The 24,302-nt window shown below is 72.9% G+C and carries 23 protein-coding genes and 1 pseudogene; 8 read left to right on the top strand and 16 right to left on the bottom strand.

What is annotated here, in order from left to right:
* Positions 1-80: 80 nt before the first annotated feature.
* Complete coding sequence (gene pgsA / locus QSK21_RS21510) at positions 81-791, bottom strand: phosphatidylinositol phosphate synthase (RefSeq protein WP_285698332.1); 711 nt, start codon at positions 789-791, stop codon at positions 81-83.
* 454 nt (positions 792-1,245) lie between these two features.
* Between pgsA and QSK21_RS21505 the strand changes: the two genes are divergently transcribed.
* Entirely contained in the window at positions 1,246-3,411 is a 2,166-nt protein-coding gene (locus tag QSK21_RS21505) for an elongation factor G-like protein EF-G2 (protein ID WP_285698330.1), read from the top strand.
* Between the two features lie 82 nt (positions 3,412-3,493).
* Here the strand turns inward: QSK21_RS21505 and QSK21_RS21500 are convergent, their stop codons facing one another.
* Positions 3,494-4,132 (bottom strand): HIT family protein, encoded by a 639-nt coding sequence (locus QSK21_RS21500; protein ID WP_285698329.1) that lies wholly within the window; start codon positions 4,130-4,132, stop codon positions 3,494-3,496.
* Positions 4,133-4,347: 215 nt separating this feature from the next.
* Here QSK21_RS21500 and QSK21_RS21495 point away from each other — a divergent pair, with 215 nt between their 5' ends.
* Complete coding sequence (locus QSK21_RS21495) at positions 4,348-4,995, top strand: Asp23/Gls24 family envelope stress response protein (RefSeq protein WP_285698328.1); 648 nt, start codon at positions 4,348-4,350, stop codon at positions 4,993-4,995.
* 170 nt (positions 4,996-5,165) lie between these two features.
* Here the strand turns inward: QSK21_RS21495 and QSK21_RS21490 are convergent, their stop codons facing one another.
* The 3 genes from QSK21_RS21490 to QSK21_RS21480 form a co-directional block, all read right to left on the bottom strand.
* Positions 5,166-5,741, bottom strand: coding sequence for a hypothetical protein (locus tag QSK21_RS21490; RefSeq protein WP_285698327.1), 576 nt, complete (start codon positions 5,739-5,741; stop codon positions 5,166-5,168).
* 81 nt (positions 5,742-5,822) lie between these two features.
* Positions 5,823-7,832, bottom strand: a complete 2,010-nt coding sequence (thrS, locus tag QSK21_RS21485; protein ID WP_285698326.1) for a threonine--tRNA ligase — start codon at positions 7,830-7,832, stop codon at positions 5,823-5,825.
* A gap of 353 nt (positions 7,833-8,185) precedes the next feature.
* Positions 8,186-8,821 carry a class I SAM-dependent methyltransferase gene (locus QSK21_RS21480; RefSeq protein ID WP_285698325.1) on the bottom strand — a complete coding sequence of 212 codons (636 nt, stop codon included), beginning with the start codon at positions 8,819-8,821 and terminating at the stop codon, positions 8,186-8,188.
* A 167-nt stretch (positions 8,822-8,988) separates the two neighbouring features.
* Here QSK21_RS21480 and QSK21_RS21475 point away from each other — a divergent pair, with 167 nt between their 5' ends.
* Entirely contained in the window at positions 8,989-10,290 is a 1,302-nt protein-coding gene (locus QSK21_RS21475; RefSeq protein ID WP_285698324.1) for a sensor histidine kinase, read from the top strand.
* Positions 10,291-10,329: 39 nt separating this feature from the next.
* Positions 10,330-11,010: a response regulator gene (locus tag QSK21_RS21470; protein WP_285698322.1), complete on the top strand. Its 681-nt coding sequence runs from the start codon at positions 10,330-10,332 to the stop codon at positions 11,008-11,010.
* Between the two features lie 13 nt (positions 11,011-11,023).
* On the opposite strand, the gene QSK21_RS21465 is transcribed toward QSK21_RS21470, so the two are convergent.
* Together QSK21_RS21465 and QSK21_RS21460 are read right to left on the bottom strand one after the other, a co-directional pair.
* On the bottom strand, positions 11,024-11,980 hold the full coding sequence (locus tag QSK21_RS21465) for a quinone oxidoreductase family protein (protein ID WP_285698320.1): 957 nt from the start codon (positions 11,978-11,980) through the stop codon (positions 11,024-11,026).
* A 64-nt stretch (positions 11,981-12,044) separates the two neighbouring features.
* Positions 12,045-12,809 carry an SDR family oxidoreductase gene (locus tag QSK21_RS21460; RefSeq protein ID WP_285698319.1) on the bottom strand — a complete coding sequence of 255 codons (765 nt, stop codon included), beginning with the start codon at positions 12,807-12,809 and terminating at the stop codon, positions 12,045-12,047.
* 47 nt (positions 12,810-12,856) lie between these two features.
* Between QSK21_RS21460 and QSK21_RS21455 the strand changes: the two genes are divergently transcribed.
* The 3 genes from QSK21_RS21455 to QSK21_RS21445 all read left to right on the top strand — a co-directional run bounded on the left by QSK21_RS21455 (position 12,857) and on the right by QSK21_RS21445 (position 15,362).
* Entirely contained in the window at positions 12,857-14,080 is a 1,224-nt protein-coding gene (locus tag QSK21_RS21455; protein ID WP_285698318.1) for an acyl-CoA dehydrogenase family protein, read from the top strand.
* Positions 14,077-14,754: a TetR/AcrR family transcriptional regulator gene (locus QSK21_RS21450; RefSeq protein WP_285698316.1), complete on the top strand. Its 678-nt coding sequence runs from the start codon at positions 14,077-14,079 to the stop codon at positions 14,752-14,754. The genes QSK21_RS21455 and QSK21_RS21450 overlap by 4 nt, the downstream gene beginning before the upstream one ends.
* A 104-nt stretch (positions 14,755-14,858) precedes the next feature.
* Positions 14,859-15,362, top strand: a complete 504-nt coding sequence (locus QSK21_RS21445) for a luciferase domain-containing protein (RefSeq protein WP_285698315.1) — start codon at positions 14,859-14,861, stop codon at positions 15,360-15,362.
* An 18-nt stretch (positions 15,363-15,380) separates the two neighbouring features.
* On the opposite strand, the gene QSK21_RS36370 is transcribed toward QSK21_RS21445, so the two are convergent.
* The 6 genes and pseudogenes from QSK21_RS36370 to QSK21_RS21420 all read right to left on the bottom strand — a co-directional run bounded on the left by QSK21_RS36370 (position 15,381) and on the right by QSK21_RS21420 (position 20,354).
* Complete coding sequence (locus tag QSK21_RS36370; protein ID WP_502871586.1) at positions 15,381-16,103, bottom strand: PucR family transcriptional regulator; 723 nt, start codon at positions 16,101-16,103, stop codon at positions 15,381-15,383.
* Positions 16,104-16,653: 550 nt separating this feature from the next.
* Positions 16,654-16,938 (bottom strand): annotated as a pseudogene (locus tag QSK21_RS36365) (PucR family transcriptional regulator ligand-binding domain-containing protein); the annotation flags it as partial.
* A 53-nt stretch (positions 16,939-16,991) separates the two neighbouring features.
* A complete protein-coding gene (gene kynU, locus QSK21_RS21435) occupies positions 16,992-18,263 on the bottom strand; it encodes a kynureninase (protein ID WP_285698312.1) in 1,272 nt (423 codons plus the stop codon).
* Between the two features lie 71 nt (positions 18,264-18,334).
* Complete coding sequence (locus QSK21_RS21430; RefSeq protein WP_285698311.1) at positions 18,335-19,345, bottom strand: amidohydrolase family protein; 1,011 nt, start codon at positions 19,343-19,345, stop codon at positions 18,335-18,337.
* The gene (locus QSK21_RS21425; protein WP_285698310.1) at positions 19,342-19,914 is read right to left on the bottom strand and encodes a 3-hydroxyanthranilate 3,4-dioxygenase; all 573 of its coding nucleotides are present in this window, start codon (positions 19,912-19,914) and stop codon (positions 19,342-19,344) included. Before QSK21_RS21425 ends, QSK21_RS21430 begins: the two co-directional genes overlap by 4 nt.
* Positions 19,911-20,354, bottom strand: coding sequence for a RidA family protein (locus QSK21_RS21420; RefSeq protein WP_285698309.1), 444 nt, complete (start codon positions 20,352-20,354; stop codon positions 19,911-19,913). Before QSK21_RS21420 ends, QSK21_RS21425 begins: the two co-directional genes overlap by 4 nt.
* Before the next feature lie 156 nt (positions 20,355-20,510).
* Between QSK21_RS21420 and QSK21_RS21415 the strand changes: the two genes are divergently transcribed.
* On the top strand, positions 20,511-21,473 hold the full coding sequence (locus QSK21_RS21415) for a LysR substrate-binding domain-containing protein (RefSeq protein WP_285698308.1): 963 nt from the start codon (positions 20,511-20,513) through the stop codon (positions 21,471-21,473).
* Here QSK21_RS21415 and QSK21_RS21410 read toward each other — a convergent pair.
* From QSK21_RS21410 to QSK21_RS21400, 3 genes are read right to left on the bottom strand one after another with little or no spacing between them, the layout of a single operon-like run.
* Positions 21,429-22,313: an alpha/beta hydrolase gene (locus tag QSK21_RS21410; protein ID WP_285698307.1), complete on the bottom strand. Its 885-nt coding sequence runs from the start codon at positions 22,311-22,313 to the stop codon at positions 21,429-21,431. The two genes, QSK21_RS21415 and QSK21_RS21410, sit on opposite strands and share 45 nt — an antisense overlap.
* 29 nt (positions 22,314-22,342) lie before the next feature.
* On the bottom strand, positions 22,343-22,981 hold the full coding sequence (locus QSK21_RS21405; protein WP_285698306.1) for a LuxR C-terminal-related transcriptional regulator: 639 nt from the start codon (positions 22,979-22,981) through the stop codon (positions 22,343-22,345).
* Positions 22,969-24,198, bottom strand: coding sequence for a sensor histidine kinase (locus QSK21_RS21400; RefSeq protein ID WP_285698305.1), 1,230 nt, complete (start codon positions 24,196-24,198; stop codon positions 22,969-22,971). The genes QSK21_RS21405 and QSK21_RS21400 overlap by 13 nt, the downstream gene beginning before the upstream one ends.
* Positions 24,199-24,302: the final 104 nt, after the last annotated feature.

Below are 24,302 nucleotides of genomic sequence, written 5' to 3'. Positions count from 1 at the left end.
GGTCCAGCCCGCGGCGTAGGCGGCGTCCACCAGCGCGTCGCGCGCCGTCCCCGGCGAGGACCGCCGCACGCTCACGCGGGTCACGCCCGCCGCTCCGCGCGGCTTCCGGCCCCGCGCCCGCGCACGCCGCGGGGCTCGGTCTTGGGCTCGGCCTGCGTCACGGGCCTCGCCCCCGGGTCCTCCGGCGCCGCCGCCTCGGCCAGGGCCTGCGAGCGGACGGTCGCGAACCGCTGCCCCACCGTCACGGTGCTCAGCACGGCCAGCGCCCACAGCGCCAGCGCCAGGACGTACGGGACGCCGATCCCGTCGAGGCCTGCGGCGACCAGCGCGACGATCAGCCGCTCGGACCGCTCGGCGATGCCCACGTCGCACCGGTAGCCCAGCCCCTCGGCGCGGGCCTTGGCGTACGACACCACGACCCCGGCGACCAGGCAGTACAGCGCCACCCAGGACAGGCCCTCCTGCCCGTCCCGGTACAGCCCGACCAGCAGCCCGGAGAAGATCGCGGCGTCGGCCACCCGGTCCATGCTGGAGTCCAGGAAGGCGCCCCATTTGGTGATCTTGCCGGTGACCCGGGCGACCGCGCCGTCCAGCATGTCGAACAGCACGAACGCGGTGATGACCATGGTGCCCCAGAAGAACTCCCCGCGCGGGAAGAAGCCCAGCGCGCCCACCAGCACGCCGGCCGTGCCGACCACGGTGATGGCGTTGGGCGTGATGCCGGTCCGCGCGACGGCGCGGCCGACCGGATTGAGCACATGGCCGAGCGCGGGCCGCACCTTGTTCAGCATCGCGGGCCGCCCTGCCGCGTCGTGTCCAGCCGCGTCGTGTCCAGCATCGCGTCCGATCCCCGTCCGATCCCGTGTCGAGGCGGGCGGTCCCCCACCGGGACCACTCCAGAATCGCGCAGGGGCCGCCAGCGGAGACGCGGCGGGGCGCCCGGCGCGCGCCCATCGTAGTGCGAGCGCCCGGCAGCGGGCGCCCGCGAGACGCGGGGCGGGATTCGTGAAGCGTCAACCAGCCACACCGTGGGGAGGTTCACCCACGAGAAGAAAGGGGACGTTTGCGGTTCACCCCTTGTGATCCTGGCCGTCACGGGAAAAGGTGTTGACACGGGTGTGACGCTGGTCACGCACGTCGGATGGAGTGGCTTGGCGCCGCACTCGGACGAGGAGGACCCTGCCTGCCAGGGCCGGGCCCTCGACCGCACACGGCCCCGCGCGGGCACGTCCGAGGAGGTAGTCAATGGCTGACAAGGGAGGCCATCCGGGAGCCCCCGGCAGGGCACCGGAGGCCGGCCGGCCCGACAAGGTGCGCAACGTCGTGCTGGTCGGCCACTCGGGAGCGGGCAAGACGACGCTGGCCGAGGCACTGCTCGCCGCGACCGGCACCGTCCAGCGGCGCGGCCGCGTCGAGGACGGCACGACGGTCAGCGACTTCGACGAGGTCGAGCTGCGCCAGCAGCGCTCGGTGAACCTCGCGCTGGCCCCGCTCATGCACGGCGACATCAAGGTCAACCTGATCGACACCCCCGGGTACGCCGACTTCGTCGGCGATCTGCGCGCCGGACTGCGCGCCGCCGACGCCGCCCTGTTCGTGATCTCGGCGGTGGACGGCATCGACGGCCTCACCCGGATGCTCTGGGAGGAGTGCGCGGCGGTCGGGATGCCCCGCGCGGTGGTCATCACCAAGATCGACCAGAACCGGGGCGACTTCGACGACGTGGTGATGAGCTGCCAGGACGTCTTCGGCGACGGCGTGCTCCCCTGCTACTTCCCGGTCGGCTCGGGGGACGGCCTCACCGGCCTGATCGGGCTGCTCACCCAGCGCTGCCTGGACTACTCCACCGGCGCGCGGGTGGAGTGCGAGCCGCAGCCGGAGTACCTGGACCAGATCGCCGAGCAGCGCGCGGCGCTGATCGAGGGGATCATCCAGGAGAGCGAGGACGAGACCCTCATGGACCGGTACCTGGCCGGTGAGGACATTCCCGTCAAGGAGCTGATCGAGGATTTGGAGACCGCGGTGGCGCGCGGCAGCTTCTACCCGGTGCTGGCCACGTCCGTGCCGCACGGCGACCACCCCGGCCCCGTCATCGGCATGCTGGAGCTGCTGGAGGTCATCACCCAGGCGTTCCCGTCCCCGCTGGAGCACGGCATCCCGCCCGTCACGACTGTGACCGGCGGCGCGGCCGAGGACATCGCCTGCGACCCCGAGGGCCCGCTGGTGGCCGAGGTGATCAAGACCACCTCCGACCCCTACGTCGGCAGGATCTCGCTGGTCCGGGTGTTCTCCGGCACGCTGCGTCCCGACACCACGGTGCACGTCTCCGGCCACGGCCTGGAGGACCGCGGCCATGAGGACCACGACGTGGACGAGCGGGTCGGCGCGCTCAGCTCCCCCCTCGGCAAGACGCAGCGCGTGGTGTCGGAGTGCGTGGCCGGGGACATCTGCGCGGTGGCCAAGCTGAACCGTGCCGAGTCCGGCGACACCCTGTCCGACCCCGGCTCCCCGTTGCTGATGGCTCCCTGGTCGATGCCCGACCCGCTGCTCCCGGTGGCGATCCAGGCCAAGTCCAAGGCCGACGAGGACAAGCTGAGCCAGGCGCTGGGCCGGCTCGTGGCCGAGGACCCGACGCTGCGGCTGGAGAACAACTCCGAGACCCGGCAGCTCGTGCTGTGGTGCATGGGCGAGGCCCACGCCGACGTCCTGATCGACCGGCTCCGCTCCCGGTACTCGGTCGAGGTCGAGCGGGTGGACCTGCGGGTGCCGCTGCGCGAGACGTTCGGCGCCAAGGCGCAGGGCCTGGGACGGCACGTCAAGCAGAGCGGCGGCCACGGCCAGTACGGCATCTGCCACATCGAGGTCGAGCCGCTGCCCTCTGGCGAGGGGTTCGAGTTCGTCGACAAGATCGTGGGCGGTGTGGTGCCGCGCCAGTTCATCCCCTCGGTGGAGAAGGGCGTCCGCCAGCAGATGGCGCGCGGCGTCGCCGCCGGCTACCCGCTGGTCGACATCAAGGTGACGCTGTACGACGGCAAGGCGCACTCGGTGGACTCCTCCGACATGGCCTTCCAGGCCGCGGGCGCGCTCGCCCTCAAGGACGCCGCGGCCAAGGTGCCGATCCTGCTGCTGGAACCGGTGGACGAGGTGTCGGTGCTGGTCTCCGACGACTATGTCGGCCCGGTCATGTCGGACCTGTCCTCGCGCCGCGGCCGGGTGCTCGGCTCGGAATCGGTGCCCGGCGGCCGCACCATGATCAAGGCCGAGGTCCCGCAACTGGAGATCATCCGGTACGCGATCGACCTGCGCTCGATGTCACAGGGCACGGGCACGTTCAGCCGGACCTTCCTGCGGTACGAGCCGCTGCCGTCCCACCTCGCCGAGAAGCTGGCCGCCGAGCAGAAGGAAGACTGAGCCCCCCGGAGACCTGGAGGCCCCCGGAAACCTGGAGGACGAGACGACGGAGCGGCGCCCGGCGCCCGCGCGGGGGCGCCGCTCAGTCGTCCGCGGGCCAGGCGTCGGCCAGGATCTGCCGGGTGTCGCGCAGAAGCTGCGGCAGCACCTTCGTACGGCCCACGACCGGCATGAAGTTGGTGTCGCCGCCCCAGCGCGGCACGACGTGCTGGTGCAGGTGCGCGGCGATGCCCGCGCCGGCCACATGGCCGAGGTTCATGCCGACGTTGAACCCCTGCGCGCCACTGGCCTTGCGCAGCGCGGTCAGCGAGCGCCGGGTCAGCCTGGCCAGCTCGCCGTACTCGGCCTCGTCCAGCTCGGTGTAGTCGGCCACGTGCCGGTACGGGACGACCATCAGATGCCCGGAGTTGTACGGGTACAGGTTGAGCACCGAGTAGACCCACTGGCCGCGGGCCACGATCAGGCCGTCCTCGTCGCTCATCTTGGGGATCTCGCAGAACGGGCAGCCGTCGTCGGCGCCCGCGCCGGTGGGCTTGCCCTCCCCCTTGATGTACGCCATCCGGTGCGGCGTCCACAGCCGCTGGAAGTCGTCGGGCACGCCGGCGCCACCCAGCTCCTCCTCGACCTGGGGCCCCGGCCCGGACACGGGGGACTGGGCGGGATCGGCGGGCGCGTCGTCGCGCGCCTGCGGCATCACGGGCTCCTCCGGCTCTGCGCTCAAGGCGGCGTTCTCCTTCGGGTTCACGGCCTGACCAGCAGCATAGAGAGGGATGCGCGACGGCTTGAAGCCGGGGAGGCCGGCGGCGCCGCGACCCGCGCACACAGCAGAAATCAGGACGAGTCAATAAACTTGGAGCGAGTCGGCCGACGCGGGCGCTTCTCTGCGCCACCATGGGTGTCCCTGGACGGGACGGGCGATCTACCGCGGGAGCCGACATGACCGACCTCGACAAGCACTTTCCGGCGAACGGAGCGGAGCCGGAGCGCCCCGAGGCGAGACCCGCGACCTACTACCCCGGGATGCCGTCGTCCGGGACGCCGTCCACCGGCGGCGTGCCACTGGCCGCGCCGGCCCCGGTGATGTCACCCGCCCCTGCGGCACCGCCCGGGGCCGCGCCACCGCCGGGCACCGCGCCACCGCCCGCTCCGGCACCCGCACCGGCCCCCGCGTCCGCCCCGGCCCCCGCGTCCGCTCCGGCACCCGCGCCCGATCGGCCACCACCACCCGCTCCGGCCACGGCCGCCGCCGCGCCGGAGGCCGTGGTGAAGGGCCGCATCACCATCGAGGACCAGGTGATAGAGAAGATCGCGACGATGGCGGCGCTGGAGGTGGAGGGCGTGGCCGCGTCCTCCGCCCGCGCCGCCGGCCCCGCGTCCGGCCAGCCCGGGGCGCCGGGCAGCCCCGCGCACGACAACGAGGTGTCCCTGGACCTGCGGCTGGCCGTCGAGTACGGCTGCGCGGTCATGGACGTGGCCAAGGAGGTCAAACGCAACGTGGCCCGGATGGTCAGCCTGATGCTGGGCCTGCGCGTGGCGGCCGTCGACATCACCGTCGAGGACGTGCGCGCGCCCGCCCGCGACTAGCTGTACAACTAGCCACGGGACGGCCCGGACACCGACACGCATCGGGGTCGTTCCCCTCCCGCCCGTAAGGAACGACCCCGATGACCCCGGCGGCCGTACAGAGCCGCCAGATCCAGCACTTTAGACATCATGACGGCCCATACCAAGCGATTTCGCAGGTTACCGGCGGGTCAGGCCCTCGGGCGGGCGTAACAGGTCTGTACCGCCACGCCGACCGAGACCGTGGTGACCTTCACCCGTTCGACCATCCGGGCCGTGACCCCGCCGAACCGGAACGTATACGGGCCGGGCCGCCGCACGCCGGCCTGCCGGGAGACCGGCGGGCGCCCGCGCAGGGACGCCTCGGCGCGCGCCAGGCCGCTGGCCGACACGTTGATCGTGACCTCCAGCCCGGTGCCGCCGTCCCGGTAGAAGGCGGTGCCGTCCGGGCACCAGGTGACCGTGCCATCGTCCCGCTCGGGCCCCGGCGGCCCGCCGCCCCGCGCCTGGCCCTGCGGCGCGTTCCCGCCCCCGGGCCGCGAGGGCGTGGCGCGGGGGGCGAGCTCCGTGGGCATGGGGGCGGCCGAGGCGGTCCCCGAGGGGGACGTTCCGCTCGCGGCGCTCCCGTCCGGAGCGCCGCCGTCCTCGCGGAACAGCGGCACGAGCAGGACGACGACGGCGGCCGCGACCAGCGCCAGCGAACCGCCGTACCCGCCGATCAGGCCGAGGGCGGGACCGTTGGGCCGGAGCCTTCTCCTCGGCTTCATCCCGTCGGCCTCATCCCGTCGGCCTCATCCCGTGGGCTTCCTCCCGTGCCGCCCTCCCGCGCCGTCGCGTCCCGCAGGGGGTCAGACCTGGACGCGGCTCCGCACCGCCTGCACGATCTCCTCCACGGCCTCGCCGATCGGGACGCCGTTCTTCTGCTCCCCGCTGCGGTAGCGGAACGACACCGCGTCCTTGGCCACGTCGTCGTCCCCGGCCAGCAGCATGTACGGGACCTTCTGCTTCTGCGCGTTGCGGATCTTCTTCTGCATCCGGTCGGCGGAGGCGTCCACCTCCACCCGGATGCCCCGCTCGCGCAGCAGGGAGGCGACCTTCTCCAGGTGCGGGACGTGCGCGTCCCCGATCGGGATGCCGACCGCCTGGACGGGCGCCAGCCACGGCGGCATCGCGCCCGCGTAGTGCTCCAGCAGCACCCCGAGGAATCGCTCGATCGACCCGAAGAGCGCCCGGTGCAGCATGACCGGCCGCTGCCGGGAGCCGTCCGCGGCCTGGTACTCCAGGCCGAACCGCTCCGGCAGGTTGGGGTCGACCTGGATGGTGGAGAGCTGCCAGGTGCGGCCGATGGCGTCCTTGGCCTGCACGGAGATCTTCGGGCCGTAGAACGCCGCGCCGCCCGGGTCGTCCACCAGGTCGAGGCCGAACCCGTCGGCGGCCTTCCGCAGGGCCTCGGTCGCCCAGTCCCAGTACTCGTCGGAGCCGATGAACTTCTCCGAGTCGTCCCTGGTGGACAGCTCCAGGTAGAACTCCTCCAGGCCGAACTCGCGCAGCAGGTCCAGCACGAAGGTGAGCAGGTTCCTGATCTCGCCGACCATCTGCTCGCGGGTGCAGTAGATGTGCGCGTCGTCCATGGTCAGGCCGCGCACCCGGGTGAGTCCGTGCACCACGCCCGACTTCTCGTACCGGTACACGCTGCCGAACTCGAAGAGCCGCAGCGGCAGCTCCCGGTAGGACCGCCCGCGCGCCCGGTAGATCAGGTTGTGCATCGGGCAGTTCATCGGCTTGAGGTAGTAGTCGGCCCCGTCCAGCTCCATGGGCGGGAACATGTCGTCCTTGTACCAGCCGAGGTGCCCGGAGACCTCGAACAGGTTCTGCTTGGAGATGTGCGGGGTGTTGACGAACTCGTACCCCGCCTCCTCGTGCCGGCGGCGCGAGTAGTCCTCCATGACCTTGCGGATGATGCCGCCCTTGGGGTGGAAGACCGCCAGGCCGCTGCCGATCTCGGGCGGGAAGGAGAACAGGTCGAGCTCGGCGCCGAGCCTGCGGTGGTCGCGCTTCTCGGCCTCCTCCAGCATCCTCAGGTACTCGTCCTGCTTCTCGCGGGACTCCCAGGCGGTGCCGTAGATCCGCTGGAGCTGCGGGTTCTTCTCGCTGCCCCGCCAGTACGCGCCGCCCGAGCGCATCAGCTTGAACGCGGGGATGTCCCGGGTGGTGGGCAGGTGCGGGCCGCGGCACAGGTCCTTCCAGCGCCGTTCGCCGGTCTTGGCGTCCAGGTTGTCGTAGATGGTCAGCTCGCCCTCGCCCACCTCGACGTCGGAGCCGTCCTCGGAGCTTGCGGCGCCCTTGAGGCCGATCAGCTCCTGCTTGTAGGGCTCGCCGGCCAGTTCCTCGCGCGCCTGCTCGTCGGAGACGGCGCGCCGGGAGAACCGCTGCCCCTGCTTGACGATCTCGCGCATCCGCTTCTCGATGCGCTTGAGGTCGTCGGGGGTGAACGGCTCGGGGACGTCGAAGTCGTAGTAGAAGCCGTTCTCCACGGGCGGGCCGATGCCGAGCCTGGCCTCGGGGAACAGCTCCTGGACGGCCTGCGCCAGCACGTGCGCGGCCGAGTGCCGCAGGATCGCCCGGCCGTCCGGCGAGTCGATCTCGACCGGCTCCACCTCCTCGCCGTCGCGCACCTGGTAGTCCAGGTCGCGCAGGTCGCCGCCGACCCTGGCGGCGATCACGGTGCGCGCGCCCTTCTGGGGGGACGCCCCCGCGGGGCCTCCGGCGACCCCGAGCACCTGGCCGGCGGTCGACCCGGCGGGCACCGACCGCTCGCGTCCGTCCAGGGTGATGCGCAGCTCGGGCACGGTGGACACGGGTACTCCTCGCGATCGTGAAGTGGATTCGGCGTGGTCCGGCTCTGGGCGGACGCTCGATGGTATCGAGTCCGGCGGGCCGCCGGACGGGTCGTGCCCCATGGTTGGCTCCAGTTTCTCGTCAGGTTCCGGTGGCGGGAGGAGCGACCCGTGGCGGCCCCGGCACGACGAAGGCCCCGGGATCGCTCCCGGGGCCCACGCTGGTCCGTCCTGGTCAGGACGTGCGTCGCTCGCGCCGGGAGATCCCCGGCGTCGTCGTCCGATACGCGCGCATGTCCGCCATGCGTCCATCCTAGCCGACGGGGAGCGAACCTTCCCTCAGAAAGGGGGCTGAGCGGCGTTGAGCAAGGGGCTCAGTCACGTACGGCCAGCCCGATCAGGTGCGGCTTGGCGGGGTTCGGCAGTCGCGAGGGCGGGAAGTCGAAGCGGCGCTCGCGCCGCACGGTGAAGCCCGAGCTCGCGATCAGCTCCCCGGTGGGACGGGAGACGTGGCAGCCCGCCGCCACGTACGGCCAGATCACGTCGGCGTACCTTTGGAACGCCGCCTTCCTGCGCGTGGTGGCCCGCACATGCTCGTAGTAGCGCAGCTCCCCGCCGGGACGCAGGACGCGGCGCAGCTCGGCGAGGGCGCGAACCGGGTCGCGGACCGAGCACAACACCAAAGAGACCACGGCCACGTCGAAGGAGGCGTCGTCCAAGTCGAGGCGTTCGGCGACCCCGGCCCGCACCTTCACCGGGACCGGGGCCGAGGCGGCGGCGGAGACGGCGAGGGCGCGCAGCGTGGGCTCCGGCTCGATCGCGACCACCTCGGTCACCGACGCCGGGTAGTGAGCGAAGTTGGGGCCGTGCCCTGCGCCCAGTTCCAGGACCCGCCCGCTCGCCCCGGCCAGCAGCTCGTCGCGGTTCGCGGCCCCGCCGACCTTCGCGCGGGAGGCGTCCACCCGTGGGTAGGCGCGGGCGAATCGCGGATGCCTGAGATCGTCCGTCATCCCCGCAGTCTCGGCCACACCGCGCCGTCCCGTCGAGACGGCCCCCCTGTCCATGCCATGAACACGGTTCGATGGCCATGACCGGGTCTGATACCCAGGGTTCTGTGAAGATCTCCCTCCTTCGGGGCACGCCACCGGTCCGTGCGGCGTCTTAGGCTCACAGTGCGATGAACCGATCACCCCTGCTGCCGGGAAGCGGACACCCGGCGCGCCACGAGCAGGCCCGCGGCCAGGCGGACCACCACGACCATGTCCGGCTGCTGCGGGGGGCGCGCTCGGCGGTGGTGCCGGGTCCGCACGATCCGCGTGGCGTCCCGCTGCCCGCACGGCTGTGGCTGCGGATCCCAGTGCTCCTGCTGCTGGTGGCGCTGGGGCTCGGCCTCACCGCGGGCTCCATCGCCATCCCGATCGCGGCCGAGCACCGTCCGTCCGGGTCCAGCACGCTGCTGGGCCTGTTGCAGGCGGCTCCGCTGCTGCTGGTCGCGCTGCGCCCGCTGGCCGCCTGGCGGATCGCCGGGGCCGGGCTGCTGCTCGGGGTCCTCCAGGTGCACGGCGAGTTCTGGCCGTGGCCGGTCACGGCGTTCCTGGCGCAGTTGCTGATCCTGTTCTTCGTCGCGATGGCCGGCGACCGGGAGACCCTGCTGGGGGTCGGGGCGATCACCATCGGCGGGCTGATCCTGCCCGCGGTGCTGTTCGGCATGCCCGCCTGGTTCGGCGCGATCCTGGCCGGCCTGGTGCTGGTGGTGCTGGCGTTCGGGGACGCGGTGAGCGGCCGCCGCACCGCCGAGGCGATCCTGCGCGAGCAGGAGGAGCTGCGCCGCCAGGACCTGGCCAGGCAGGCCGTCCTGGAGGAGCGCGCCCGGATCGCCAGGGAGCTGCACGACGTGGTGGCGCACCACATGTCGGTGATCGCGATGCAGGCCGAGGCCGCCCCGTACAAGATCCCCGATCTGCCGGAGGCGGCCCGGCACACCTTCCACGTGGTGCGGGACGCCGCCCGGGAGGCGCTGACCGAGACCCGCCGCGTGGTGGGCCTGCTGCGCTCGGACGACGAGGGCGCCGAACGCGCCCCGCAGCCGGGTCTGGACAGGCTGGACGACCTGGTGTCGGGGGCCCGCAGGTCGGGCCTGGCGGTGAGCGTCGACGTCGTCGGGGTGCCCAGGCCGCTGGCCGCCGGGGTCGACCTGTCGGCGTACCGGATCGTCCAGGAGTCGCTGAGCAACGCGGCGCGGTACGCGCCCGGCGCCCGCGTGCTCGTCGAGATCCGGTACGGCGCGGACCGGCTGGACGTGGGCGTCGCCGACGACGGACCGCGCAGCACCCCGGCGGAGTCGCAGGGCGGCGGGCACGGCCTGGTCGGCATGCGCGAGCGCGTCACCATGCTGGGCGGGACGATGGAGGCCGGGCCGCTCCCCGAGGGCGGCTGGGCGGTCACCGCGAGCCTCCCGTACGGCACCGACGCGCCTTAGGAGGACGGCGCGGTCCACGGCAGGCGTTAGGTTCTTCTCGTGACGATTAGGGTGCTGATCGCCGACGACCAGATCATGATCCGCGACGGGCTCGCCGCGCTGCTGTCCTCCGACCCGGAGATCGAGGTGATAGGGCAGGCCGGGAACGGGCGCGAGGCGGTCGACCTGGCCCGCGAGCTCGATCCCGACGTCGTCGTGATGGACATCAGGATGCCGGAGATGGACGGCCTGGCCGCCACGGCCGAGCTGGTCGGCGAGCCGCCCGCGCAGGACGCCGACCCCGCGGACCTCCGTCCCAAGGTGCTGGTGCTGACCACCTTCGACCTGGACGAGTACGTCTACGAGGCGCTGGGCGCGGGCGCCAGCGGGTTCCTGCTCAAGGACGCCTCGGCCGCCGACCTGGTCCACGGGGTGCGGGTGGTCGCGTCGGGGGACGCGCTGCTGGCCCCGTCCATCACCCGGCGGCTCATCGGGGACTTCGCGCGGAGGCGGCGCCACCAGCGTCCCAGCCCCGGCGCCACCTCCTCGCTGACCCCGCGCGAGCTGGACGTGCTGCGCCTTATCGCGCGGGGCCTGTCGAACGCGGAGATCGCCGCCGAGCTGGTGCTGGCCGAGCAGACCGTCAAGACCCACGTCGGCCACGTCCTCACCAAGCTCGCGCTGCGCGACCGCACCCAGGCCGTGGTGTACGCGTACGAGAACGGCCTCGTGGGAGGGTGAGGGCCGTCCCGCCTCAGCGGGACGGGTCGAGGACGAGCTTGCCGGTGGTGCGGCGGGCGCGCAGGTCCTCGTGGGCCCGGCGGACCTCGCTCAGGCCGTACTCGCCCCCGGCGACCACGCGGATCCGCCCGTCGGCGGCGAGGGCGAACAGCTCGGCCAGCGCGGTGCCCATCACGTCGCCCGGCAGCCGGAACGCGTGGGCGAGCCACATCCCGGCGATCGTGATCGAGTGGGCCATCAGGGTCGCGGGCTGGACGGGCGCGGGCGGCCGCCGGGAGGCCATGCCGTAGAAGGCCAGCCGCCCGAACGGGGCCAGCGCCCGCAGGCTCTGGTCGGTCACCGTGCCGCCGGTCATCTCCAGCACGATGTCGACCCGCCTGCCGCCGTTGGCCTCGATCAGCGCCGACCTCAGGTCGGGCTCGGCGGGATCGACGGCGGCGTCCGCGCCGAGGCTCAGCGCGAGCTCACGCTTCTCCTTAGAGGAGGCGGTCGCGATGACCCGTCCCGCGCCCCACACCTTGGCGAGCTGGACGGCCAGGCTGCCGACGCCGCCGGCGGCGGCGTGCACGACGACCGACTCCCCGGGTGCCAGCGGCGCGCTGCGGCGCAGCAGCATCCACGCCGACGCGCCCTGGATGACCATGCCCAGCGCGGTGACGTCGTCGATCCCGCCGGGGACGTCCCAGGCCATCGACTCCGCCGCCACGGCCTTCTCCGCGTACCCGCCGCCGCCCGTGAGGGCGACCACGCGCCGACCGTCCGGGGTGCGCCCGACGACCTCGGCGCCGGGGACCATGGGCAGGGACTGCTCGGCCAGGTAGCTGTTCTCGGCCTGGTGGGTGTCGGCGTAGTTGACGCCCGCCCTGGACACCTCGATGAGGACCTGCCCGGGGCCGGCGGCCGGCTCGGGAAGGTCGGCCGGCTTGAGCACCTCGGGGCCGCCGAACTCGGTGATCTGGATCGCGCGCACGTGCCTCTCCTCTGCCCTCTCCTGTGCGGACTCTGCGGACTCTGCTGACGGCTCGGCGAACGGCTCAGCGGGGTCCGGGGACGCCGCGGAACCTGAAGGGGCCGCTCTCGCGGCCGGGGACGACGAACCACGCCTCGCCGGCGCCGTCCGCGTTGAGGATCGCCATGAACGCGGTGACCACGTCGGCGACGTCCAGGATCGGGAAGCCGCTCTTCTCCAGTTCGGCCCTCATCTCGCCGAGGATCGCGGTGTCGGCGAAGGACGGGCACAGCGCGTTCACCCGGATGCCCTCGGGCGCGTGCAGCGGGCCCAGCGCCCGGACGAGGCCGACGACCGCGGCCTTGTTGGCGCCGTAGACGGGGTCGAACGGGGTGGCGGTGAGGGCGGCCATGCTGGCGGTGGCGATGATGTCGCCGCCGCCGCGGGCGCGCAGCGCGGGGAGCGCCGCGTGCATCCCGTACACGACGCCGTCGAAGTTGATCGCCATGGCGCGCCGGTAGTTGCCGAGGTCGAAGCCGTCCTCGCCGATGCCGCCGCCGGTCTCGCCGAGGTGGGTGGAGACCCCGGCGTTGAGGAAGGCCACGTCCAGACCGCCGTAGGCGTCGACCGCCGTGGCGACGGCGGCCTGGTTGTCGGCGGGTTCGCGGACGTCGCAGCGGACGAACCGGCCGTCCAGTTCCTCGGCCAGCGCGGCGCCCCGCTCCTCGTCGACGTCGGCCAGGACGATCCGCACCCCCTCGGCGGCCAGGCGCCGCGCCACCGCCGCGCCGATGCCGTTGGCCCCACCCGTGATCAGCGCGGTTCTGCCCGTACCGTCGAAAGGCGCCATCAGGACCCGACCTCCCAAGTAACTGACTCGTCAGTTACTCTAACGGAATGGACTTCGGTTTGAGCGAACGGGCCCAGGACTACCTCGGCCGCCTGCAGGAATTCATGGACTCGCACGTCTACCCCGCCGAGCCGGTCTACGCGGACCAGCGGCGTGAGCTCACGGCCGCCGGTCAGGAGAACACCGTCCCGCCTGTCGTCGAGGAACTCAAGGTCGAGGCCCGCAAGCGCGGGCTGTGGAACCTCTTCCTGCCCGACAGCGAGGACCCCGCGCACGGCCTCTCGGTCACCGACTACGCCTCGCTGGCCGAGATCACCGGCCGCTCCCCCGAGCTGGCCCCCGAGGCCCTCAACTGCGCCGCGCCCGACACCGGCAACATGGAGGTGCTGCACCTGTTCGGCACGCCCGAGCAGAAGGAACGCTGGCTGCGGCCGCTGCTGAACGGGGAGATCCGCAGCGCGTTCGGGATGACCGAGCCGGACGTGGCCAGCTCCGACGCGCGCAACATCGCCACCAGGATCGAGCGGGACGGCGACCACTACGTCATCAACGGGCGCAAGTGGTGGATCACCGGTTCCGCCGACCCCCGTTGCAAGATCATGATCCTTATGGGCAAGACCGATCCGGAGGGGCACCCGTACCGGCAGCAGTCCATGGTGCTCGTGCCGCTGGACACCCCCGGCGTGGAGATCGTCCGGCCGCTGCCCGTGTTCGGGTACTGGGACCAGCACGGGCACTGCGAGATCACGCTGACGGACGTCCGCGTCCCGGTGGAGAACCTGGTCGGCGAGGAGGGCGACGGGTTCGCCATCGCCCAGGCGCGGCTCGGCCCCGGCCGCATCCACCACTGCATGCGCGCCATCGGCATGGCCGAGCGCGCGCTGGAGCTGATGTGCCGGCGCGCCGTGTCGCGGGTCGCGTTCGGCAAGCCGCTGGCGCGGCAGGGCGTGGTGCAGCAGCAGATCGCCGAGTCCCGGATGGCGATCGAGCAGGCGCGGCTGCTCACCCTCAAGACCGCCTGGTTGATCGACAAGAAGGGGGTCAAGGAGGCCCGCTCCGAGGTCTCCGCCATCAAGGTGATCGCGCCGCGGGTGGCGCTGGACGTGGTGGACAAGGCCATCCAGGTGCACGGCGGCGCGGGCGTCAGCGACGACACGCCCCTGGCCTCCATGTGGGCGCACCTGCGCACGCTCCGCCTCGCCGACGGCCCCGACGAGGTGCACGTCCGTTCGGTGGCACGGACCGAGCTGGGTAAGTACGTGAGCACGTGACCGAGCCAAGCGTGCGGAGGAGGATGCCGCACGCCCGGCGGCGCGAGCAGTTGCTCCGGGTGGCGCTGGGCGAGTTCGGCAGGCGGGGCTACCACCTGACCCAGATGGAGCATGTGGCCGCCGCCGCCAAGGTGTCCAAGGCCCTGCTCTACCAGCACTTCACCTCCAAGGAGCAGCTGTTCACCGAGGTGACCGAGTCGATCGTCACCGACCTGACCGAGCGGCTGAACGTGGCCGTGCGGGCGCAGCACGACTCGGGCGAGGGCATCCGGGCGATGATCCGGGTGCTGTTCGACTACGCCACCGCCGAGCCGGACGCGTGGGAGCTGCTGATCCGGCATCTCGACAAGCCCGACAGCGGGCCCGGGACGCGGGAGCTGCGGGATCTGCGCGACCGTCTCGGCACGGCGTTCGCCGATCTGCTGCTGCGGCGGCGCCGCGCCGACCCGACGCTGTCGCCGTCCGCGCTCGCCGCCAACGAGCGGCGGGCGCGGCTGCTGGTCCCGCTGATGTACGGGTCGATGCTGTCGATGGTGTCGTGGTGGCTCGACCATCCCGACACGCCGCGCGACCGGGCCGAGCAGATGGCGCTGGAGTTCATCTGGCTCGGCCTGGACCGGCTGCGCTCCGGCGAGCGGCTGCCCCGGCACGGTCCTCCGCCCGGAAACTCCTGACATTTGCCCTGATATTCCCAAGGGGACGGTCAAGCCTCACTTGACTGTAACGATTTCGACTCGGACGGTTCCGTGTCCCGCCCCATCGGCGCAACGATGCCGGTGTGGCTGCCAACGGGAGTGGCGCGACATCGCAAGCCGGTCTGATCGCCGACCGGCTGCGCGAATGGCACGGTGTGTCCAAGGTCCGGGCGGACTGCGGGGTGGGCATCGCCCTCGCCACCGCGGGACGGCAGTTCCTGCACCTGCATTCCGACGAGTCCGCCGAGCTGCGGCTGACCCGGCCGGTGGTGGAACGGCTGGGCGCGGTCCTGGGCTCGTTAGGCACGGTGGCGATCCAGCCCCGCGGGGAATGGATCACGGTGCGCCTCGAGACCGGCTCCGACGTGGGCCTGGTCGTCTCACTGGCCAGCGTCGCCATCAAGGCCAACGCGACGGCGCTCGCGCCCGGCGGCGGCGTGCCGTGCAGCGCCGCGGCCGGCGGCATCCCGCCCGAAAGGCTCGCCAAGCTCTTCACCGCCGGGCCGGGAGGGTCCCCGATGCCGCTCAGCCAGTTCCCGCTTCTCACCCGCGGCGCCCCGCGCGAGGACGCCGAACGCTCCGGCTGAGCCGGACCGGCCATCCGGCTAGGACGGGTCGCCGGGCGGGCAGCGGAGCGCGAGGTAGAGGTCGGTGCGGTCGCGCATCGAGTTCATGCTGCGGCCGGTCATCTCCTCGATCCGCTGGATGCGGTACCGCAGCGTGTTGACGTGGACGTAGAGCAGATCCGCCGAGCGCTGCCACGATCCCGCCGTTTCCAGGAAGGTGTCCAGCGTCCGCAGCAGCTCGGTGCCGTGCTCGGCGTCGTAGACCTCCAGCGGGCCGAGGAGCCGTTCACGGTACGAGCGCCGCACGCCCTCGGGCAGGACGTCCAGCAGCACGCCGTGCGAGTCGAGGTCGGCCTCCGGGACGACGGTGACCGGGCCCGCGCCCGTGCGCGCGAAGCCCAGGCCGCGCAGCGCCGCGTCCACCGCCGCGGGCAGCCGTCCCGGGTCGTACTCGGCCTCACTCACCCCGGCCGCGACCGTCCGTCCCTCCATGACCAGCGGATAGCGGGCGGGCAGGCCGCGCAGCGCCTCCCGGATCGCGGCCGCCTGATCCTGCCCGTTCACCAGGGCGATCACCGCGCCGTCGCGTTCGCACAACAGCACCCTGCGGGCCCGCCCGGACAGCGCGCCGCCCACGATCCACGCGCGTGGCAGCGCGGCGTCCATCGCGACGGCGACGGCGACGATCGGCAGGCCGGTGTCGGCGCCAAGCGCGCGGAGCCGCGCGGCCAGGGCCGTGCCGTCGGCGCCGGGACCGCCCATCGCGTCCAGCAGGTCGCCGACGCGCCGCTGCTCCTCGCTCCGGCGGTCGTCCACACGGTCGAGTTCGAGGCCGAGGAGGGGCAGGGCCGTGCGCAGCGCCGCCTCCCAGGTCGTATCGGTGCCCGTGTCCGTGCCGGGACCCGGGCAGACCAGATGGCCGCGGACGTCCCCCCGGGCGCCGCGGATCGCGTGCACCGACCGCGGCGGCGACCCGTCGCCGCCCGCCACCCCGATCGGTGAGCGCTGCGGATCCGCCGACACCCGCCGCCACACGCGTTCCACCTCGGCGGGCGCGGGGACGCCCCCGGCGAAGGCCAGGACGGTGGCCAGCGGCGACAGCACCCAGCAGTCCAGTCCCGCGTCGTCGCGCAGCAGCCGGACGAGGCCGCGCAGCCCGTCGGCGCGCCGGCACGGCGGGCGAGGACGCCTCGGCGACGAGCGCGGCGATCGCGCCGAACGCCGCGTCGTCGCCGGCCCTCCCGCCGCCGGAGCGGTCCACGGTGAGCAGCGGCAGCCCGCGGCGCTCGCACTCGGCGGCCAGCGAGCCCGGCGGTTCACCGAGCCTGTCCAGGCCGACCACCAGGGCCGCGGCGCCGCGTTCGGCGAGCGCGGAGGCGAACGCCGCGCAGTCGTCCGGGCGCCGGTACCACCGCCCCGTGGTCAGCACCAGGTCCCCGGGCCGCACCAGCCCTCCCGGGTCGGGCAGGTCGGTGGAGCGCACCCGGCGGATCCTGCGGCCGAGCGAGCCCTGGCCCGCCACCAGCGTGAGCGGGACGTCCTCGTGCGCGAGCAGATCCGCGACCCGCAGGATCGCCGGTGCCGTTTCCGTCGCCATGATCTCGCCTCCGGAGCCGATCCCGGCCGCCGAGGGCGTACGGCGGTTACGGATCAGCCGTGCGGCTCCAGGTCGAGCGTAGCCCGCAGAGCCGCCGCGGCGCGGTGGCAATCCTCGAAGGTGCAGTACAGCGGCGCCGGCGCGAGCCGGACGACATCGGGCTCGCGGGCATCGGCGATCACCCCGGCGGTCGCGGCGAGCCGTTCCACGACCCCGGCGGCGTCCGGCACGCGGATCGACACCTGGCATCCGCGCATGGCCGGGTCGGCGGGCGTCAGCATCTCCAGCCCGCGAACACTCTCCAGCCGCGCCGCCAGGTAGCCGGTGAGACGCTCGCTCTTGGCGCGCAGCGCGTCCATCCCCACCCGGTCGAAGATCTCCAGGGACGCCAGGACGGGGGCGAGCGCCAGGATGGGCGGGTTGGACACCTGCCAGGCGTCGGCCGAGCGAGGCGGGGAGATCTCCGGCCGCATCTCGAACCGGGTCGCCGGATCGGTCCCCCACCAGCCCGACAGCCTCGGCAGGGCGGCGTCCCGTCCGTGCCGTTCGTGGACGAAGCAGCCCGCGACCGCGCCGGGGCCGCTGTTGAGGTACTTGTACGAGCACCAGGCGGCGAAGTCCACGTCCCAGTCGTGCAGGCGCAGGGGGACGTTCCCCGCGGCGTGCGCGAGGTCCCAGCCGACCACGGCCCCGGCGGCGCGGCCCGCCTTGGTGATGGCGCGCATGTCCATCAGCTGGCCCGTCAGGTAGTTGACTCCGCCGAGCAGCAGCAGCGCGACGTGCCGTCCCTCGCGTTCCAAGTAGTCGATGACGTCCTCGGTGCGCAGATGTTCCTCGCCCTCGCGCGGCCTGAGCCGCACCACGGTACGCTGCGGGTCGAGGCCGTGGTGGACGGCCTGGCTCCGCACCGCGTAGGAGTCGGACGGGAACGCGGCGTCCTCGATCACGATCCGGGTGCGGTCACCGGACGGCCTGTAGAAGGTGGCCATCATCAGGTGCAGGTTCACCGTCAGCGAGTTCATCGCCACGACTTCGTGCGGAAGCGCCCCCACGAGCCGCGCGCACGGTTCGCGTGCCAGCTCGTGGTAGTCCACCCAGGGGCGGCGGCCCTTCGTGTGCGCCGCGACGGCGAGCCGCGACCAGTCCTCCAGCTCCTCGGTGACCCAGCGGGCGGCGCTTTTCGGCTGGAGTCCGAGGGAGTTCCCCGCGAAGTAGGCCGCCTCCGCGTACGTGCCGCCGGGCGCGGGCGGGATGTGGAAGGCGTCCCGCAACGTGGGCAGCGGATCGGTCGCGTCGAGACGGACCGCCTCCTGCGCGTCGTTCACCTCTCGTCCCTCTCCCCGGCCCTATCCATGGCACTTATCCAGGGCCCTATCCATGGCCCTTATCCAGGGCCCTATCCATGGCCCTTATCCAGGGCGAAGAAGCGCTCGGCGTTGCCGCCCAGAATCGCCGCGCACGCTTCCTCGTCCAGGTCCTCGCACGCCCGGACGGCCGCGCCCGGCTCCAGCTCGCCCAGCGGGAACGGGAAGTCGGTGCCGAGCATCACCCGGTCCCTGCCCATGACCTCCACCAGCAGCCGCACGGCGCGGGGGTCGAAGACCGCCGAGTCGACGTAGAAACGGTCGGTGTACGCCGAGGGCGGGCGCGGGGAGTCACGGCGGACGATGTCGCGGTTGTGCCAGGCGTTGTCGGCCCGTCCCAGCAGGTAGGCGAAGCTGCCGCCGCCGTGGCAGAAGCACAGCCGAAGCGAGGCGGGCAGCCGCTCGAACGCGCCGGACAGGATCAGCGTCAGGATCGACAACTGCGTCTCAGCCGCCATGCCCACCAGCCACGGCAGCATGTAGCGGCCCGCCATGCGGTCGTCGCCCAGCATGTCCCACGGGTGGACGAGCACCGGCATGCCCTCAGCCGCGCAGTGCGCGAGGAAGTCGACGATGCCCGGGTCGTCCAGGTAGCGCGCGCCGACGTGGTTGCCGATGTGGACGCCGCGATGCCCGGCCGCGGCGGCCTTGGTGACCATCGCGCACGCCAGGGCGGTGTCCTGCAACGGAACCTGGCACAGCGGCATCAACCGGCCGGGAGCCTGGGCGCAGTACTCCAGGATCCGCTGGTTGACCAGCTCGCACCATGCGGCGGCGCGGGCGGCGTCCGTCCCGTACCCGAACATCAGCGGGGTGGACGAGACCGCCTGCACGTCCACGCCCAGGCGGTCCATCGCGGCGACCCGCGCCGCCGCGTCCCACAGCTCCGCACGCACGGGACGGTACGTCTCCTCGCCGCTCATCATCATGCCGGTGCCGTCGCCATGCGTGCGCAGCCACGGCTCGCCCGCGCCCGCCAGAACGCGCGCCTCGTCCCGGGAGATGCGCGGGAAGACGTGCGCATGCACGTCCACCACTGTCATGAGCGGACGCGAGTCTGGGGCCGGGCCTCCTCGGGCCACTCCTTGCCGGGGTGGACGGCACCGCAGTTACCGCACGTGCGGTCGCCCTCGTAGAAGCCCTGGAACACCGGGGGCAGGTCGTCCACGATCGACCGGACCTGCAACTCGGCGCGATGCACGAGGTGATGGCAGTTCAGGCAGTACCACTCGAAGCCCTCCGGCATCCCCTCGGGCCGCGCCACCTCGACGACCAGGCCGATGCTGCCCGGCTCGGGGCGCTGCGGCGAGTGCCGGACGTGCGGGGGCAGCAGGAACACGTCGCCCTCGTTGATCTGCACGTCCACGGGGGGCTTGCCCTCCTCCTCCATGACACGCAGCACCATGTTGCCCTTGAGCTGGTAGAAGAACTCCTCGATCGGGTCGTCGTGGAAGTCGGTGCGCTGGTTCGGCCCGCCGACCACCATGACGATCATCCCGGCGTCCTCGAACACCTGGACGTTGCCGACCGGCGGCTTGAGCAGGTCGCGGTGCTCGTCGATCCACCGCTGGAAGTTGAACGCGTGGCCGTGGGTCAGCTTCGGCAGGGTCATCGGAATCCCTTCTCGGCCTGGGTTCGTTCGGGGAGGTACGCCACGCACGCCATCTCGATCAGCAGGTGCGGGTGCGGGAGCTGGTGCACGGCGACGGTCGTGCGGGCCGGCCCCGTCTCGTCGAAGTACTCGCCGTACACCTCGTTGTACCCGCCGAAGTCGTTCATGCTGACCAGGTAGGCGGTGACGTTGACCAGGTCGGACAGGTCACCGCCGGCGGCGCGCAGCAGGTCGCGGACGTTCTCGATCACCGCGCGGGTCTGCTCGCGGATGTCCAGGTCGGTCACGCCCATCGGGTCGGCGCTCGCGCCCGCGAACGTCCCGTCCGGGCGGCGCGAGCTGGTGCCGGACACGAACAGGAAGTCGCCGGCCCGCTTCACGTGCGGGAACCGCCCGCGCGGCGGGGCCTTCCCCTCGACCACGATCGCGTCGTCGCTCATGTCCCGCCGTTCATGTCCCGCCGTTCATGTGCCCGCCGTTCATGTGCCCGCCGTTCATATGCATGGCACCTCTACCCGTGATGATTCAGCAGCCCGCTATGCCTTTCCAATACCCTTCGGGATGAGGGGTATACGATTCGGGCATAGCATGCGGACATGCGGTCCCTCGACCTCCTCGACGGGCGGCTGAAGCTGCGGCATCTGGTCCTGGTGGTGGCCATCGCCGACCACGGAAGCGTGCTGCGCGCCGCCGAGCGTCTGCACGTGGCCCAGCCCGCCGCCACCCGCTCCCTGCGCGAGCTGGAGCGGATCCTGGACGTCCCGCTGTTCACCCGCGGCCCGCGCGGGATGACACCGACGCTGTTCGGCGAGGCGTTCACCGAGCACGCGCGGGCCGTCCTGGCGGAGCTGCGCCGGGCCGGGGAGCGGATCTCCGGGCTGGCCGACGCCCAGGTCGGGACGGTGACCATCGGGACGCTGCTGGCCGGTTCCAACGTCCTGCTGCCGCGGGCCATCGCCGCGCTCAAGGCGGCCAGGCCCGGCCTTACCGTGATCGTCCAGGAGGCCACCTTCGACGCGCAGGTGCCGCGGCTGCTGGACGGCGAGATCGACCTGATCCTGGGCCGGCTCAACCCGATCGACGACCTGCACGGGCTGCGCCAGATCACCCTCTACGGCGAGCCGGTGCGGCTCGTCGCCCGGCACGGCCATCCGGCCCGCTCCAGACCCGGCCTGAGCCTGCGCGACCTGACCGGCTACCCGTGGGTGCTGCCGCTGGAGCGGACCGCGCTCCGCCGGGAGCTGGAACAGGTCTTCCGCGACCAGGGCCTGCGGCTGCCCGCGAACCTGGTCGAGTGCACCTCGATCCTGACCGTCCGCACCCTGGTCAGGGACACCGACATGATCGCGGCGCTGCCGGACCTGGTGGCCCGCACCGACGACGGGATCGCGCCGCTGCCGGTGCCGCTGGAGCCCGTCCGCCGCCAGGTCGGGGTGACGCTGCCCGCCGGGCGGTCGCTCACCCCGTCCGCCCGGCTGATGCTGGACCACCTGCGCGAGCAGGCGGCGCTGCTGTCACGGCTCCCGGACGAGGCCGAGCAGGGCGCGGCTCACCCGTGACGCGGGGTCGGCCAGGTCCAGGACGACGTCGAAGTGGTCGCGGCCCTCGACGACCATCAGCTCGGCGGCCGGTCCCCAGTGCCGGGCGAAGCGGCGGGACTGCTCCAGGAACCCGGACCCGTCGTGCTCGGCGACCGCGACGACCGTCCTGCACCGGCGCTCGGCCGGGAGCAGTTCCGGGCTCAGCGCCGCCGCGCGCCGCACGTCCAGTCCCAGCCACTCGTTGACGTAGACGCGCACCAGCGGGCGGATGTCGAACAGGCCGCTGAACGGCATCGCCGCCTTCACCACGTCCTCCGGCAGGCCCAGCCCGCGCTGCCAGCCGCCCACCATGGTCATCGCGGTCAGGTGCCCGCCCGCCGAGCTGCCGCCGACCACGAGGCGGCCGGGGTCGATCCCGTGCTCGCGCCCGTGCCGGTACACCCACGCGACCGCCGCCCGCGTCTGCCGGACGATCTCCTCCAGCGTCGCCTCCGGGGCGAGCGTGTAGTCGGGGACGACCGTGGCCACACCCTGCTCATGCAGCATCCGCGCCATGAACGCCGAATCCGCGCGCGACAGCGCCCTCCAGTACCCGCCGTGCAGGAACATGAAGGCGGGCCGCAGGTCCCCTTCGGCGACGCCCCACACGTCGAGGCGCTCCCCGCTCGCCTCGTCGTAGACCACGCCGGGGTGACCGGGCAGCCCGTCCACGGCCGCGTCCGACATCTCCCGGTAGCGGACCATCAGGCGTCCGAACAGTTCCTCCCCCGCCTTGGCGCGCACGTTGTAGGCGGCGTCCAGCTCGGCGTCGCTGCGATCGCGGCCGGGCCAGTCCTCCGGATCCACCAGATCGTCCATGCGCGAATGCTCCCACGGCCGCGAGCGGCTCACGAGTTGAGGTACGCCAGGACGGCCAGGACGCGGCGGTGCCCCGAGTCGGTGTGGGGCAGGCCGAGCTTGGTGAAGATGGACCCGATGTGCTTGCTGACGGAACGCTCGGTGATGAAGAGCGTGGTCGCGATGGTCGCGTTGTCCAGGCCCTGGGCCATGAGCCCCAGCACCTCGCGTTCGCGCGGCGTGAGCGCGCTGAGAGGGTCGTTGCGGGACGCGATGAGCTGGGAGACGACCTCGGGGTCCAGGGCGGTGCCTCCGGCGGCCACGCGGTCGAGGGCCTCCAGGAACTCCTCGACCCGGCCGACGCGGTCCTTGAGCAGGTAGCCGACGCCCGCGGCGCCGCCCGCGACCAGCTCGGCGGCGTAGGTCTCCTCGACGTACTGGGACAGCACCAGGACGGGCAGGCCCGGCAGTTCCCTGCGGGCGGCGATGGCGGCGCGCAGCCCCTCGTCCCGGAAGCCGGGCGGGAGCCGCACGTCCAGGACGGCGGCGTCGGGCCGGTGCTCCAGCAGGGCGGGCAGCACGTCGGGACCGCTGGAGGCGACGGCGGCGACCTCGTGTCCCCCGCTGGTCAGCAGCAGCACCAGGCCCTCCCGCAGGAGCGCGTTGTCCTCGGCGATCACGACGCGCACGGCAGCTCCACCTCAAGGGTCGTGCCCCGGCCGGCGGGGCTGTCGATGCGGACGGTCCCGTCGAGCGCCGCCACCCGGCGGCGGATCCCCGCCAGCCCGCTGCCCTTGGCCGCGTCGGCGCCGCCCTTGCCGTCGTCCCGTACCAGGACGCGCAGGGACCCGCCGGTGCGCGACAGATGGACCTCGGCGCGGCCCGCGCCGCTGTGCCTGGCGATGTTGGTGAGCGCTTCTGCGACGGTGAAGTAGGCGGCGGCCTCCACGGCGGCGGGGGCGCGCCCGGGGTCGCCCAGGTCCAGGCCGATCGGGATGTGCTGCCCGGCGGCCAGGGCGCGGATGGCGCCCGGCAGGCCGCGGTCGGACAGGATCGGCGGATAGATGCCGCGGATGACGGTGCGGAGCTGGGCGAGGGCCTCCTCCACGCCCTCCCGGGCCTCAAGGAACAGGGCGCGGGCGGCGCCGGGATCGGTGTCGAAGCGGCCGTCGGCCAGGCCGAGGCGCAGGACGGCCGCCACGAGCTGCGCCTGGGTGCCGTCGTGCAGGTCGCGTTCGATGCGGCGCAGCTCGGCGCCGTGCGCCTCCAGGGCCTCGGCGCGGGTCTCGGCGAGCCGTTCGACGCGGCGGGCGAGCGTGACGCCACGGGTGGGACGCAGCAGGTACTCGGCGAGCAGCGCCTGTCCGCGCACGATCCACGGCAGGCCCCAGAACAGGATGGCCGCGTACATCGCGGCCTGGAGGAACGGCATCGTGAGCGCCTTGGGCCAGCTGTCGATGGCGATGAACGCCGACGGCGAGGTCCCCGGGGCCGCCCACCACCACAGCGGCAGGGTCAGCGAGACGATCAGGGACGGCCACAGGCCGACCGCCATGATGGCCACGACCGGTCCGGTGAGCCCGTGCAGCGCCATCCACGCCAGGTCGCGCCAGGTGGAGGCCGAACGCAGCAGATGCGCCGCCTGCCGCAGCGCGGGACCGTCCGGTGGTTCACCCGGCCCGGGGATCTCGCGGCCGAGCAGCCGTCCGGCGCGGCGCCGTTCGATGCGTGTCAGCGCCCGTACGGGACGCATCAGGTCGGGCAGCAGGGGCAGGGCGACGACCAGCAGGGACAGCCCCACGACCACCGGAAGCACGATCAGCCCCGCCAGCGCCGGCAACCCGGTGCGCAGCCCTTCGACCAGGGCGAGTGTGGCGGCGCCTGCGCGCCTCAACGCGGTCCTCACGCGAGAACGGTAATCGACGGTTTGAGCCGTTGTCGGTGTAGCGCGCTACACCATTGATCCGGTAGTGCGCACTGATGTGGCCGCGCGGTAGCCGAACCTACGTT

The sequence above is a fragment of the Actinomadura sp. NBRC 104412 genome (genome assembly GCF_030269515.1).
Lineage (GTDB): Bacteria > Actinomycetota > Actinomycetes > Streptosporangiales > Streptosporangiaceae > Spirillospora.
Note: the sequence above shows the minus strand (reverse complement) of the source record. Positions and strands in the feature narration are given on the sequence as shown.

Coding starts and splice junctions, on each gene's coding strand:
- QSK21_RS21430 (WP_285698311.1), bottom strand. CDS start 19,345: ATGACAGTGGTGGACGTGCATGCGCACGTCTTCCCGCGCATCTCCCGG.
- QSK21_RS21455 (WP_285698318.1), top strand. CDS start 12,857: ATGGACTTCGGTTTGAGCGAACGGGCCCAGGACTACCTCGGCCGCCTG.
- QSK21_RS21420 (WP_285698309.1), bottom strand. CDS start 20,354: ATGAGCGACGACGCGATCGTGGTCGAGGGGAAGGCCCCGCCGCGCGGG.
- QSK21_RS21495 (WP_285698328.1), top strand. CDS start 4,348: ATGACCGACCTCGACAAGCACTTTCCGGCGAACGGAGCGGAGCCGGAG.
- QSK21_RS21425 (WP_285698310.1), bottom strand. CDS start 19,914: ATGACCCTGCCGAAGCTGACCCACGGCCACGCGTTCAACTTCCAGCGG.
- QSK21_RS21415 (WP_285698308.1), top strand. CDS start 20,511: ATGCGGTCCCTCGACCTCCTCGACGGGCGGCTGAAGCTGCGGCATCTG.
- QSK21_RS21480 (WP_285698325.1), bottom strand. CDS start 8,821: ATGACGGACGATCTCAGGCATCCGCGATTCGCCCGCGCCTACCCACGG.
- QSK21_RS21505 (WP_285698330.1), top strand. CDS start 1,246: ATGGCTGACAAGGGAGGCCATCCGGGAGCCCCCGGCAGGGCACCGGAG.
- pgsA (WP_285698332.1), bottom strand. CDS start 791: ATGCTGAACAAGGTGCGGCCCGCGCTCGGCCATGTGCTCAATCCGGTC.
- QSK21_RS21475 (WP_285698324.1), top strand. CDS start 8,989: ATGAACCGATCACCCCTGCTGCCGGGAAGCGGACACCCGGCGCGCCAC.
- QSK21_RS21410 (WP_285698307.1), bottom strand. CDS start 22,313: ATGGACGATCTGGTGGATCCGGAGGACTGGCCCGGCCGCGATCGCAGC.
- QSK21_RS21460 (WP_285698319.1), bottom strand. CDS start 12,809: ATGGCGCCTTTCGACGGTACGGGCAGAACCGCGCTGATCACGGGTGGG.
- QSK21_RS21490 (WP_285698327.1), bottom strand. CDS start 5,741: ATGAAGCCGAGGAGAAGGCTCCGGCCCAACGGTCCCGCCCTCGGCCTG.
- QSK21_RS36370 (WP_502871586.1), bottom strand. CDS start 16,103: ATGGGCGGTCCCGGCGCCGACGGCACGGCCCTGGCCGCGCGGCTCCGC.